Origin of the sequence: Nostoc sp. PCC 9305 (genome assembly GCF_963920915.1) — a bacterium.
Classification (GTDB): Bacteria; Cyanobacteriota; Cyanobacteriia; order Cyanobacteriales; family Nostocaceae; genus Nostoc.
Map to the genome: position 1 here is coordinate 1 of NZ_CAWUDN010000151.1, position 14,221 is coordinate 14,221.

Annotated in this window: 10 protein-coding genes and 1 pseudogene; 8 read left to right on the top strand and 3 right to left on the bottom strand. The window is 40.3% G+C overall.

The genetic code is table 11. From position 1 onward, the window contains the following. The first annotated feature begins 431 nt into the window (after positions 1-431). Together ACM0OX_RS32675 and ACM0OX_RS32680 are read left to right on the top strand one after the other, a co-directional pair. Positions 432-617, top strand: a complete 186-nt coding sequence (locus ACM0OX_RS32675) for a hypothetical protein (RefSeq protein WP_414519108.1) — start codon at positions 432-434, stop codon at positions 615-617. A 1,066-nt stretch (positions 618-1,683) separates the two neighbouring features. Then, positions 1,684-2,153, top strand: a pseudogene (locus ACM0OX_RS32680) (HetP family heterocyst commitment protein). Positions 2,154-3,030: 877 nt separating this feature from the next. On the opposite strand, the gene rpe reads toward ACM0OX_RS32680, so the two are convergent. After that, on the bottom strand, positions 3,031-3,738 hold the full coding sequence (gene rpe / locus ACM0OX_RS32685) for a ribulose-phosphate 3-epimerase (RefSeq protein ID WP_094349276.1): 708 nt from the start codon (positions 3,736-3,738) through the stop codon (positions 3,031-3,033). A 219-nt stretch (positions 3,739-3,957) separates the two neighbouring features. On the opposite strand from rpe, the gene ACM0OX_RS32690 reads away from it, so the two are divergent. Next, on the top strand, positions 3,958-5,553 hold the full coding sequence (locus ACM0OX_RS32690; protein WP_414519109.1) for a S8 family serine peptidase: 1,596 nt from the start codon (positions 3,958-3,960) through the stop codon (positions 5,551-5,553). A 398-nt stretch (positions 5,554-5,951) separates the two neighbouring features. After that, positions 5,952-7,283, top strand: coding sequence for a serpin family protein (locus tag ACM0OX_RS32695; protein ID WP_414519110.1), 1,332 nt, complete (start codon positions 5,952-5,954; stop codon positions 7,281-7,283). A gap of 114 nt (positions 7,284-7,397) precedes the next feature. Here ACM0OX_RS32695 and ACM0OX_RS32700 read toward each other — a convergent pair whose 3' ends face one another. Further along, a complete protein-coding gene (locus ACM0OX_RS32700) occupies positions 7,398-8,000 on the bottom strand; it encodes a hypothetical protein (RefSeq protein WP_414519111.1) in 603 nt (200 codons plus the stop codon). A 263-nt stretch (positions 8,001-8,263) separates the two neighbouring features. Here ACM0OX_RS32700 and egtC point away from each other — a divergent pair, with 263 nt between their 5' ends. The 3 genes from egtC (at position 8,264) to ACM0OX_RS32715 (ending at position 11,595) form a co-directional block, all read left to right on the top strand. Further along, positions 8,264-9,076, top strand: a complete 813-nt coding sequence (gene egtC / locus ACM0OX_RS32705) for an ergothioneine biosynthesis protein EgtC (protein WP_414519112.1) — start codon at positions 8,264-8,266, stop codon at positions 9,074-9,076. Positions 9,077-9,656: 580 nt separating this feature from the next. After that, the gene (locus tag ACM0OX_RS32710) at positions 9,657-9,866 is read left to right on the top strand and encodes a hypothetical protein (RefSeq protein ID WP_322684181.1); all 210 of its coding nucleotides are present in this window, start codon (positions 9,657-9,659) and stop codon (positions 9,864-9,866) included. A gap of 64 nt (positions 9,867-9,930) precedes the next feature. After that, complete coding sequence (locus ACM0OX_RS32715) at positions 9,931-11,595, top strand: FAD-dependent oxidoreductase (RefSeq protein ID WP_414519113.1); 1,665 nt, start codon at positions 9,931-9,933, stop codon at positions 11,593-11,595. Positions 11,596-11,705: 110 nt separating this feature from the next. On the opposite strand, the gene ACM0OX_RS32720 is transcribed toward ACM0OX_RS32715, so the two are convergent. Continuing rightward, a complete protein-coding gene (locus ACM0OX_RS32720; RefSeq protein WP_414519114.1) occupies positions 11,706-12,026 on the bottom strand; it encodes a DMT family transporter in 321 nt (106 codons plus the stop codon). Positions 12,027-12,336: 310 nt separating this feature from the next. On the opposite strand from ACM0OX_RS32720, the gene eis reads away from it, so the two are divergent. After that, on the top strand, positions 12,337-13,515 hold the full coding sequence (gene eis / locus ACM0OX_RS32725) for an enhanced intracellular survival protein Eis (protein WP_414519115.1): 1,179 nt from the start codon (positions 12,337-12,339) through the stop codon (positions 13,513-13,515). The last annotated feature ends 706 nt before the right edge of the window (positions 13,516-14,221 follow it).

Genomic DNA, 14,221 nt, shown 5'->3' on the forward strand with positions numbered 1-14,221 from the left:
GGGATCTAAACGCTGTGAGGCAACTCTCAAAGACTTGTGTATACACCGTAGCCCATATTGGGAGAAGGGGTTAGGGGATGAGGGCAAGCAACCCTTAGAACCCTTACTCTTAAATAACTTCTACCTTACACCTATGACAGATGTGCGTCCCTAGCAAATTTAACCTGTCTTCATCTGAGAAAGCAGACTTTAGGTTTGCGATTTTATTTTCCGAGTATTTCCGGAAGCGAAAGAAAATTTCAGTAATGGTAAGAGTTGAAGCATTGAGAATTTAAGACTATTGTTTCAAAAAATGCAAATATTACTAGCTTTAGCTATAAATATTGCTAATACTTCCCAGACTACGTTCACAATCAAAAACTAGGTTATGACGTGCCTATTCCTTTACTCAACAGCAAAGTTAATCAGATTGTGGCGCTGCGTGTTTGGCAATGATTAGCCGACACTGGTGCATACGCTTAAACCCCTACACTTTGCGTAACTTAACGCCAGTAAATCTCACAGGTGCATTTCACCAACCTTTACTACAAGCAGTCAAAACTTCAGGATGTGAAGCGAAGCACTATAAGTTTCTTCCGCGTCTAGTAAGCTGGACTCATATTATAACCCTTGGATAGCTCATTGTCAAATAATTCATTGCGTAGTTGTCTGGAGAGATAAAGGCGATCGCATATTGATACCACCATTTAGCTCAATTGCCACTACATTTGTAATCTCAATTCTATAAATCTGTTAAATATTCATATCATATAGAATTTTGTGCTGAATCAACTTAATAATATTCTGTGTTAGTTAGCTTTATATCTATTCTGAAATTCTCTAATATTGTACAGACTTAGACTGCGACACTTTTTGAGTCAATTTATCCATTTGCGGATCTTTTTCTTGACTCAATTAAGGCTCGTTATAACCATCTATTTATATTATCCCTAACCAGTAATTTTCTTGGGCAACTGGTCTATTTTATAATGACTGACTGCTCGTTATGAAATAGTGGACAGCGATTATATTTAGATACGCTAAAGCTGTAGTCTTTGCAAACCAATAAAGACAAGTCTAATAAGTATCATTGTCTAAGCGAACTTATTGGAAAATAAGCTCAATCCTATTGCTATGAAAGGTTTTATTTGCTCTCGACTAATATTTTTACAAGTTGTTTTACATTCTATTTAATGGTATTGTTTTTTAGTTACTCGACAATAATAAAGGTTTTAAAATGATATCGGGTGAGGGGTAAGACCCCCTCAAGAATTAGCAAAAGAGGACAAAACTAAAAGCTGCACAATACACAAGTAAGTATAGGAATATATTCAGTAAATTTGACCCATAAATATACTAGATTAGTAGATGACAGTAACGACAAAAAATAGTATAAATACGAATGGTGTTGTTGACGCTCAAAGATAAATATGTTTTCTCTCTTAGTCTAAAAAAATATGCAAACTTCCCGGAAATTGCCTAATCCAACAGTAGTAAGAAATATAAGCGTGTGAACCAAGAAAATTTATTTACTTATGGATTTTTATCCCTTGTAAACATCAAACACCGCTCCACTGCTGATAATTTGCCACAAGCAATTCAAGATTTGCAAAAAGGCTAGTGCAGTTTGTACACCTCAATTGAAACATCAACAATCGCAGAGAAGAAAATAGTTTACTTCACCCAAAATAACTAAACACTATGATGAATCAAGACCTTGCTGGTATTAGTAGTAACTTAGATAAGACAGTGAAAGCTCAACAATTTGACAAAGTAGTTGAAGCAATTCTTGCTGGAAAGTATTCCTGGGCATGTGTTTTAATGTTGCGATTTGGTGGTTATAATCCTCTGCATTACATTCCATATCGCACCTACAATCGATTGCTCAAAGAGAACTCTCAAGCCGATAGGACAAAACAACAGCAAAGTGAAAATCTAAAAATGCTGAAACACGCTCATAATTCCCAGTCTGATAATAATATTTCATCAGCTGCTTAAGCAAAATTAAAGACGTAGCTTATCTAGAAGTCGTTAGAAAGCAAAAAGCAGAACTCCGTGCTGGTAGTTTAGACCAGAGATTGACACAGCAAATTCACGAACATCAATCAAGCAAATCGCCATTAAAACCAGAAAATGTTCAAAACATTTCCTTGAAATCCTGTGGATTCAATTAAAAAGTATTTGGAATCAATAGATTCCGCTCTAAAGTTGATTGATTATCTGAAAGCCTGTTATGCTAATTGGAAATTTATAGCATGACAGGTTTTCTATAGCAGCCATGAATTTGATAATTTTTTGCAAAAATCTGCCAAAATGGCAAATATATACTAATGATATTGGTAAACTAATAACAACTACAACCTAAACCAAAATAGAGGTGATTTAGCAAGCAAGTTAATTTAAAAAATAAAATCAACGATTAGTTCTAACTATGAAATAAATCAAACTGATTACCAAAGTAGTCAGCATTTCATGGAGTAAATAACTCCTAGACCAAGACCAATAATCCAACTGTTACTACTGGTGGTTCTTTTTCTGAGGAAGTCTGAGCAAAGAGAATTTGGCGAGGTGGATTCCCCCAATCCAAATTTTACACAGCTTTCACTGACTGCAGACAGTGCGAGTAATGCTAATAAAACTTTCTATCCTGTGGTTGATGTTGCTTTAGTTAAATATTGCAAACGCTTAACATCAATTCTAGGAACGGAAATAGAAAAGTTACGGTGAAATTGTTGTCCTTGGCTGGTAGAACTAGTAGCTCATACGCTTCTCTTTCGACTATTGTAATCCTAGTCCTCCCAACCTGGATTATCTTTAGTTTCTAAACTTTCAATTTATATAGCAACTACTGGAAGTTCAAAACTTGAATAGCTTCCAGTTTTTTATCTATATATAAAAAATAAGGTAGGCAAATTAATTGCCCACCTTATTTTTTATGAATACTAGATATTTGGTGCAATTAATCTAGAATCCTGTAGAGACGTAGCGGTGCTACGTCTCTACATTCTTTTTCACTTCCATGTTTAATGAATTGATTAATTCAAAAATGAATTAAACCTTGGCTAATTCTGGAGTAGGACTCTTGCTGTTGCGAATTGCTGTAATAGCCTCAGCATAATCTTTTGCGTTAAACACAGCTGAACCAGCGACGATCGCATTGGCTCCCGCTTCCAAAACTTGCCAGGTATTATTTGCCTTCAGTCCCCCATCCACTTCAATCCAGGGATCAAGACCGCGTTCATCACACATTTGGCGCAGCTTGCGGATTTTGGGTAACACACCAGGGATAAAGCTTTGACCACCAAAACCAGGGTTGACGCTCATAATTAGTACTAAATCGCACAAATCTAGAACATATTCAATTAGCTCTAGAGGGGTACCAGGATTAAGTACAACACCAGCTTTTTTACCAAGCTCTTTAATTTGACCCAAGGTGCGGTGTAGGTGTGGGGAAGCGTTATGCTCGCAGTGTACGGAGATAATATCAGCACCCGCCTTAGCAAATCCCTCTACATACTTTTCTGGCTCCACAATCATCAAATGGACATCCAGAGGCTTGGTTGTAATCGGACGAATCGCCTCCACAATCAGAGGGCCTATCGTAATATTAGGTACAAAACGACCGTCCATGACATCAACATGAATCCAATCCGCTCCAGCTGCATCTACGGCACGAATTTCGTCACCCAGGCGACTAAAATCCGCTGATAGGATAGATGGAGAAATTACAATGGGCTTTTGAGATAGGTTTTGGGTCATGGCTAGTGGATTTTTAAGCGTCCTCGTCTGTACGCATTGTAACAAAACATTGAACAAGACTCATAATTTTGATCCCGGTTTTTTGGAGAGTGGCGAGTGAAGAAGGGAATAGGTTACAGGTAAAAGGGTACAGATTATTCCCTATCACCTGTTACCTGTTCCCTTTCACCTAATCCAATGACAAATGACCAATGACCAATGACCAATGACTAATAACTAATGACTAAAAAACTAACCTGGATATTTTGGGGATTAACTGCTTCTTGTCTGAGTGCGCCAGTAATTGCTTCAGCTTTAGAATCTGCACTAGGAACTAACGGCATTGATGCTCTGAAGCTACACAAACCTCCTTATAATTTAATCGGTCGTAAGATTGCTATTGGTCAAGTGGAAATTGGCCGGCCGGGAATGTTTGGGTGGGATAAGGCGGTGTCTAAAAATCGTGCCATATCTTTAGCAGCAGTTTTCTTACGCAATGAGCCAGCTAAGTCTAATAATGGTGTTGACCCCCACGCCTACAATGTCGCCGGTGTGATGGTGAGTCAAGACAAGGCTTTGCCAGGAGTTGCGCCGGGAGCGCGATTGTATTCATCGGCGGTGGGTTCGACTAAAAATATGGGTCAGCCAGAAGAGTGTTTGTCGGCACAGCACATAGCGCTCCAAAATGGTGGCGATGTCCGTGCGATTAACTTTAGCTTTGGGGAACCACTGAGCCGCGATCCTCGACCGGAAGCTACTTTAGACGGTAATGCTTTACTAACTTTATGTGTTGACTGGTCTAGTCGCGCTCATGATGTTTTGTATGCGATCGCAGGCAACCAGGGGAAAGGTGGTATTCCTATTCCTACAGATAATTTTAACGGAATAAACGTGGCTTTTTCATCCCGCCGAGGGGGAGTTTTTAACAAAGTAGACGTGGCTAATCTGGCGGGTGTTAACCAAGGGGTGAATGGAAGACTAGCTGGAAGGGAATTTGACCTTGATGGGCGTCGCGCTATCAGTTTAGTTGCTCCTGGTAATAATATTCCTTTGCTCAATCCAGATGGCAAATTGAATAAGGTTACAGGTACTAGTTTTGCCGCGCCTCAAGTGACAGCTACCGTTGCTCTGTTACAGGAACTTGCAGACCGACAGATGCGGACAAAACAACCCCACTGGAGCATTGATTCTCGGCGTCATCAAGTGATGAAAGCTGTATTGCTGAATTCAGCAGACAAACTTCTAGATAGCGGCGATGGCTTAAAGTTGGGAATGACTCGGACGCTAATTGATAAACAAAACCAAAACTGGCTAGATTCTGATGCTTATAAAGATCCAAAGATTCCCTTGGATGCCCAAATGGGAGCAGGTCATTTGAACGCATTTCGCGCTTATCAGCAATTTAGTGCTGGTCAATGGCAAGCATCAGCTGCGGTGCCGGCTATTGGTTGGGATTATCGCACAGTTGATGTTGGAGCATCTGTTGACTATATATTAGCAAAACCCTTAAAGCAGGGAAGTTTTGTTGCTGTCACCCTGAGTTGGGATCGATTGGTAGAACTCAATGATAAAAATAAAAACCAGCAATATGACGTAGGCGAAAATTTTCGCGATCGCGGCTTAAATAATCTCGACCTATACTTAGTAAAAGCTGATGCTCAAAATTCTGAAGGTGGTGCTGTTTGCTCGTCAATCAGCCAAATTGATAGTGTAGAACATATTTTCTGCCCCGTTACTGCTACTGGCAATTACAAAATCCGCGTCCAGTTTCGTCAAAAGCTCAATGAAGCGACTCAACCCTACAGTTTAGCTTGGTGGAGTGTACCTATTAATTGAAATAGAGTAGCACAAATATCTGTGTAAAATTACAGCGTTTTTCTCGTTCCCATACGGAGCATGGGAACGAGATTTTCTGCCACTGAGAAACCTTATTCGATCTATAAAAACCTCACAGAAGTGGTTATTTTATGATTACGTAGCTTACAATACGTTTATACGTAAAGATAAAAATTCTTAGAAATCAAAATTTTTATAAGTCGTCTGTATAGCCGTCTCAATAAGGAATTAGCAACTCCACAAGTTGTGTTTAATTACTCTAAGCTACTAATTTGCTGTTACGAAAACTGTAACAGTCCCATTTTTCTATTGGAGTAAATGCAATAGTTAATCATTGACACAGTATCTGCGTCAACTCTGAGCACAAATCGGGAATCTTTGGCAAGTGAGGTAGCAGAATGAATCGCCATAAATTGAGTGATGCAAAAGAAAATTTCCTGCAAAGACGTTACGGTGTTAGTCTAGGCAGACGTTATGCTCTGGCAGCTGCAAGTGTCGTTTTATTCAGTGTATTAGGCTGTTCTCAAGTCGATAGTAATAAAAGTGCCCTTGCTCAATCTAGTTTACCTCAACCAGAAACTCCATTGCAAAAAAAAACAGCCAACACTGATACAAAAATAGTTGAGGCTAGCAATAAGTTTGGCTTCAAACTATTTTCAGAAGTTCTGAAAAACGATTGGGGTGAGAAAAATATTTTTATCTCACCTTCAAGTGTTGCGATCGCTCTTGCTATGACTTACAACGGCGCTAGCGGTTCGACTCAACAAGCAATGGCAAAAACCCTAGAATTACAGGGGATGAATCTACCAGAAATCAACTCTTCTTATGCGGCGGTATTAAAACAGCTTTTAGACAATTCAGATACGAAAGTGCAATTGAATATTGCTAACTCACTTTGGGCAAATCAAGATGTTAGCTTTGCACCAGACTTTCTCAAGAGAACCCAGGACTTCTATCAGGCCAAAGTCAGCAATTTAAACTTTCAAGATGCCGCCGCATCTAGTATTATCAATAACTGGGTCAAAGAAAATACTAACGGCAAAATCACTAAAATAGTTGAAAAAATTGAACCAAATCAGGTATTATTTTTGATTAATGCCATATATTTTAAAGGTAATTTGAGTAACGAGTTTGACAAGAAAGAAACTGCTCCATACCCTTTTTACATCACATCTGGCAGGCAAAAAAAACACCCAATGATGTCACAAGAGGGTGATTATAGATACTATGAAAGCGAAAAGTTTCAGGCAGTTAGTTTACCTTATGGGAAAGATGGTAAGATAAGTTTTTATATATTTTTACCCAAAAAGAATTCTAACCTCAAAGCATTTTATCAAAACTTGAATGTTGAGAATTGGGAAAAATGGATGACTCAGTTCAACAATCAAAAAGGGTTTATTCGCCTACCCCGCTTCAAAACAGATTACGAGATTACACTCAATGATGCTTTAAAAACTTTAGGTATGGGGGAGGCTTTCAGCAACAAAGCCAATTTTTCTGGCATGGGTAAAAATTTTGCCATTAGCCAAGTTAAGCATAAAACTTTTGTTGAAGTGAACGAAGAAGGCACTGAAGCGGCTGCGGCTACTTCAGTGGCAATAGTAGCAACATCTTTCAGAGAAGAACCAGAACCATTCCGAATGATTGTCGATCGCCCCTTCTTTTGTGCCATCAGGGATAATCAGACGGGGAACATTTTATTTATGGGTTCAATTATCGAACCACAATGAGAAAGTAGGAGGGATTGAAGACTTCATCTTTTTAAAAGATAACTTCCACAAAATAAAATCCTCAGTGAATATAAATGATTAATTTACATTCACTGTATGTGCAGATAATAATTTTTAGAAGTCATTATCCGCAAAGGGAACTATGGATGGTGAAAATCTTTTTAGTGATGGAGAAAATTCTAACCTCGCGGCATAATCATCTGTTTGTGATAATTCTAGTTCAATTGTTTGCTGCTCTTTTTCATCAAAAAGCAACTGAATTTGATAACTTGTCCAGAATTGTTCGCCTAGTTCATCTTCTAAATCAAAAGGCTGTTCTTCATCACCCCATATATTCGACCAAAGGACTATTTGATTAGCCCGAAAATGGTTTTGACCTTTTATATCTCCAACTACAAAATATACTTCGACATTTAAATTAAATCCCAAATCATCGACTTCTGCCTCTGCTATCTGACAGCTAACGACAATTAAACTATCTGGGTTAATATCTACTACTTGCTGTTGGCGTTGTAATAATTCTTGAAATACAAAAGTAGGTAATAATTTTGAACTCTCCTCAAGTAGGTTTTTTTGAGTTTCTGGAGAGTAACGAGTTTTTAATTCTTGCGCGATCAAATTTAAAATATCTTCACTAGCTAAATTGACAACTATCTGTTTATTGGCGGAATTAAGGAAACATCCTTGATTAAGATTAATGTGTTTTTGAATTGGCATAGTTCTCTAAAATCCTTTGAATGCGAACGGATAATTCACAAATCAAGCTCAAACAAAGGTAAAGAATAAATATTACTTTAGCTTCTGTTCTATATTTTTAGCAAGACAACAAAACCATGACTAAAGTCACAGATCAAACATACACAAGATAAACAATAATTGTTAAGTTAGTAATGATTTGCAATAATTGTCCAGTTAAAAGGTTCGATTTCTATCGGGGCTTGTGACTGATTTTTCTTACTCTTTCAGCAACATCGTTTTTTATGTGTAGATTAATTGGCTATCTTGGTAACGCCATCCTCTTAGATGAGTTGCTGTATAAACAAGAGCATTCGCTCTACAAACAAAGTTACAGTTCTTTGGAATTAAAATCAGGAGTAGTTTGTGGAGACGGAGTAGGTGTAGGCTGGTACGACGAAGTGGGTAAACCCTTTATTTACCGAAATACTATTCCGCTGTGGAACGAGCCGAATCTGGAAGAGTTGAGCAGCTATGTGCAATCCAGTTGTACTGTAGGCTATGTCCGATTAGCTGGAACAGGTGAATCGCTCGACATTAGCAATTGTCAGCCATTTCGTAGTGGGAAACTTTTGTTTGTGCATAATGGTGAGATATCAAACTTTCAACAAACTCTTTGTAGACCAATACGTGAGAGTCTCTCTGATTCCACTTACAGCCTGATTAAAGGCACGACTGACTCTGAACACATCTTCGCCCTACTAGTGGAAATGTGGCAGTCGTCTCCAAACAGCACTCTGTTGTCAGCATTAAATGCCACACTTCAAAAATTGACTAAGTTGGCATCAGAACACGACACCAGCTTTAGTGCCAATGTAATTGTCAGCGATGGTCAAGCAGTTGCAGCAATTCGCTATGCTTATCGCACGCAAGCACCTACTCTTTATTGGTCTTGCGATCAACTCAAGCAGCCAAACCAAGTTATTGTTGCTTCTGAGCCTTTATCCAATCACCAAAATTGGACTGCTTTTGATGAGCAAACTGCGCTATTTGTTGAAGCCCAGTCATTACAGCCAACAATTAGCCTGTTAAAGAGATTTGTTCCCATTGGGGTTTAAATAAGCATTGCGATTTTGTGGAAATTGAGCTTTTCTCTCTAAAGAATGAGTAATGAGTAAATATCCCAGGACTTACGCAAAATACCTCTCAAACTCTTATTCCTCCGTGTTCTCTGTGCCTCTGTGGTTCGATTTTCCGTTACCTGTGCGTAAGTCCTATATCCATTACTTATTACTCATTACTTAAAGAACGCGAAAAATAACTTTTCCCACTGCAAATTTTACTCCAGCCTTGGATTGGAAAGGATTGTGCATGAATTTTTAACCCCTGAAAAGTTACAAAATCAACACTCTAGGCGGAGCCTCTAGGACGGCATTCCCAGTCTCCGACTGGGAACGAGACACTTATAATTTTGTAAGGAATCCCCTGTTGCCTGATTCAATCCAATTTCAATTACCCTGAATGACTCAAATAGTTTTATGATTCTCTACAAAAGAATATTTGAAATTATTCTAAGTTTACTACCAAAATATTCTCAAGCTGATTCTGGAACATGATAAATCACCTAAAGGTGATTCGTGCAATACTGGTTTTGAACCTTTTTCCAGGGTCAAATAAAGTACAGGGAGATGCAAAAGTATGGTTGAACACCCATTTCATGACCAACTGAGTTTAGAAGAACAAGCTGAAAAACTCGGCAAACAAGCAGTAAGCTTGGGTTTGATTCCCAGCTTTGTAGTGCATTACTTTCCTGATACCTGGGTATTTTATATACCCAATGAAACTCAATCGGAACCGCTAACACCAGAAGAGGCATACTTTCGTTTAAAGCAACTGGTTAAACAGTAGATATTTTGACGACAAATTTTTGAAGACAACGGCTAGACACTGCAATTGTTAAGTAACAGTAGTTATGGCGAAACCAGCAATTTTAACCGTCGATGACGATCCAGAAGTATTACAAGCGGTGTCACGAGACTTGCGTCATCAGTATGGCGATCGCTTCCGCATTGTCCGGGCAGATTCCGGGATCGCGGCTCTGGATGTGGTGCAGCAACTAAAATTGCGGAATGAATCAGTTGCTCTATTTCTAGTGGATCAACGTATGCCCCAAATGGGAGGCGTGGAGTTCTTGGAACGAGCAAAAAGCATCTTTCCCGATGCGAAACGTGCCTTGTTGACCGCCTATGCAGATACGGATGCTGCCATTAAATCGATTAATAGTGCCAAACTTGATTATTACTTACTCAAGCCTTGGAATCCACCAGAAGAGAGATTATATCCGGTTTTAAATGATTTGCTAGATGACTGGCTAGCTGGATTCCGCCCACGCTTTGAAGGCATTCGAGTCATTGGTAATCGCTGGTCGCCTTTTTCACATCAGGTGAAAGACTTCTTAGCACGTAACCAGGTTCCATTTAAATGGTTAGATGTTGAACTGGAGCCGGATGCAGAAAAATTGGTGGAATACGCCCAAGCTGATTGTAGACAACAATTACCCTTGGTGCTGTTTCCCGATGGTTCCCGATTAATTCAACCATCTAATTTAGAGATTGCCGCCAAAATTGGACTGCAAACTCAGGCAGAGCGTCCCTTTTATGACTTAGCGATCGTGGGTGCTGGCCCTGCCGGACTGGCAGCCGCAGTCTATGGTGCTTCTGAGGGATTGAGTACTGTCTTAATTGAGCGTGAAGCGCCAGGAGGACAAGCTGGTACGAGTTCGCGGATTGAGAACTATTTGGGGTTTCCTGTTGGCTTGAGTGGCAGCGATTTGGCAAGACGGGGAGTCACTCAGGCGCGGCGATTTGGGGTAGAAATTCTTACTCCTCAAGTAGTAACTGGGGTTCGACTGGAAGATCCTTATCGGGTTCTGCAATTAGCAGATGGTAGCGAGATTAGTTGCCATGCACTTTTAGTTGCAACCGGCGTTTCCTACCGTTGGCTGAAGGTTCCAGGAGCCGACAAGCTCACAGGAGCAGGAATTTATTACGGTGCTGCCATGACTGAAGCGATCGCCTGCACCAACGAAGAGGTTTACTTGGTTGGCGGGGCAAACTCTGCTGGACAGGCAGCAATGCACTTTTCTAAGTATGCCAGCAAAGTGATTATGTTAGTGCGAGGTGAGTCACTAGCATCAAGTATGTCTCAATATTTGATTGACCAAATTGCTGCAACTGAAAATATCAAAGTTTGCACGGGTTGCAGCGTTGTGGAAGTAAAGGGAAAGGAACATTTAGAAGCAATTGCGATCGCCAATGCCAACACTGGACAAACCGAAACCGTGTCAGCGCGATCGCTGTTTATTTTCATCGGTGCTAGCCCCAAAACTGATTGGCTCGATGGCGTTATTCAACGCGATACTCAGGGGTTTATCATCACCGGGCCAGACTTGATACATAATGGCAAATCTCCTCGTGGTTGGTCTTTAGAACGCTCTCCTTTCTTATTAGAAACCAACATTCCCGGAATCTTCGCAGCCGGAGATGTCCGCTATGGCTCAATTAAACGGGTGGCATCCGGTGTCGGAGAAGGTTCGATCGCCATTCAATTCGTTCACCGCTACCTAAGTAATGTTTAGCTAAAGCAGCCAATACTAACCTGTATAAAATCTGCAAACCCTCTCCCCTGCCCCCTGCTCCTCTGCTCCTCTGCTCCCCTGCTCCCCTGCCCCCTGCCCCCCTGCCTCCTTCATTGACTTGCGTTGATCCCAATTACCCCGATGATGATTAAGGAGATCGACACAAGTTTCATGAATGTCGCAGATTCCCGAAACCAAATAATACCAATAAGAGCTACTAGAATAGTTCCCAATCCAGCCCAGACAGCATAGGCGACACTTACTTCAAGTCTCTTGAGAGCAAAGGTCAAAAAAGTAAAACAAAGTCCATAGAAGACAAATATTAATACTGAAGGAACTATTTTAGTAAATCCCTCCGATAATTTCATGCAAGTTGTGCCTGAAACTTCAAAAAGGATGGCAATTATAAGGTAAATCCAACTTGTTAACATATTTTTTGTAAGTGGTTTGTTAAGAGCAACTGCCCTAAAAATAGAATAAACACTCCTGAAGTAACTCATTAAAAATTTTTACAAGTGTAATATCAATTCTCCATGAAGATGCTTTGGAGGGAAGGCGTAGCGGGAGATAAATATGTGCAGCTTCGCAAAGAAACGGTATAGGTGTTCCAACATTTAAAACCAAACGTGCAGTAGTATAATTGAGGCTATTCCGGGGCTTTATAGCGATGAAATTGCTCAAGTATTAGGGCAACATCTGCTGTAGTGTGATTGTGTTTTTGTCCTACTAATGGTATGAGAGATGACGGCTCAATTTGAATACAGCACTCTTGCCAATCCACAGGATATTCAGCAGCTGATATATATCCTTGAGCAGTGTTTCATCAGCGGAGTTGGTGGCGAGGAAGCTTATATCAATCTCATTGGCGTAGAAAATTTCCGTATTATTCGCGGATTTGGGCAATTAGTTGGTGGATTGGCAACTCTGGATATGGGTCAGTGGTGGGGTGGTGTGCGTGTACCAATGACAGGAATTGCCGCAGTGGGTATTGCTCCAGAGTATCGTGGTTCGGGAGCTGCGATCGCTCTCATGCAACAGACACTCAAGGAACTTTATGCTAGAGGTATACCGCTCTCTGCTCTTTATCCAGCTGTGCAAACTCTGTATCGAAAAGTCGGCTATGAGCAAGGGGGTAGCTGGTGTAATTGGGAAGTTTCTACTAAGAGTATCCAAGTGCGAGAGCAATCCCTACCTTTGCAACCCATAGTGAATATCAATCATCAAGTATTTCATCAACTATATCAGCAGCAGGCGAGACAAACGCATGGATATTTAGACCGACATCCCGCAATCTGGGAGCGCTTAATTCAACCAGATGAGAAGGAAACATTTTACGCATATTTTATCGGTACAAAAGAGAAACCCGAAGGCTACATTCTTTTTAGCCAACATTCAAAAGAGGATGGCGCAATCCTGCGAATCAAAGATTGGGTAATTCTCACAGTTGAGGCTGCACAAACATTCTGGTCTTTTCTTGCCAGTCATCGCTCCCAAATTGAACACGTGCGATGGAGGAGTTCTGCAATTGATTCTTTGACATTGCTGCTACCAGAGCAAACTGCCAAGCTTAAGAATACGATGCGTTGGATGCTCCGGGTAGTAGATGTAGTCAAGGCGCTGGAGATGCGGGGTTATCCATCGGGAATTGAAACTGAACTGCACTTAGATATTCAAGATAATTTGCTAGATGCAAACAATGGTAAATTCATTCTTTCTGTTGCCAATGGACGCGGTGAAGTTACAAAAGGTGGAAAGGGTGAGTTGCAGTTAGATGTCCGAGAACTAGCACCACTATATACAAGTTTGTTTACTCCCTACCATTTGCAAATAGCTGGAAAACTGCATGGGACAGAAACCTCTATTTCAGCAGCTACGCAAATATTTGCAGGTAGTTCTCCTTGGATGGCTGATTTCTTTTAACGTGAGATGTCAACTAACCTTTTTCTGCTTTAGTTCAAGTCTGTTCCTCTTGAGAGTCGGAACAGTTTTGTGTAGTCAAACCAGCCAGAGGGATTAAAGTCTCCCAAAAATGAGGTTACAAATAGCTCACAACTCCAAAGAATTTATCCCATATTAATTTTGTAACTGTTCGTAAATAGGGTGGGAAAGGTGGGAAAAGTAGGATGTTTTGTATGAACCCTAGAAGTATCCAGACAAGTGAGATACGTTAAGTATGCAGTCAATAACCTCGCTTCCATAAAGAAGTGAGTATTTTATCTCAGAAAGAGGTCACGGTGAAAAATCAAAAAAAAATCAATTATAATTTCTTAGAAAACCTGCAAGCTCCAGTCGAAATCGAGGAACTAACGATAAAAAAACATCTAACTTTTATTGTGGGGTGGACATCTTGTCCGCCCTTATTTATGGACATGCGAGACGCCATTGGTGTCAACTTAAGCTGAAATGACTGTATGAGTTTTGCCCTCACCCCCAGCCCCTCTCTCCCAATTTTAGGAGAGGGGAGCAAATTCTCCAGTTCCCCTTCTCCCAACATGGGCTACGGTGTACACACAAGTTTTCTAGAGTTGCACCACAGCCTTTTGATCCCCCCAACCCCCCGATAAATTGGGGGGGCTGTTTCATTCCCTAAAAGGCGCTGATTTACAAGCGTTTCAACCAAAAAAAA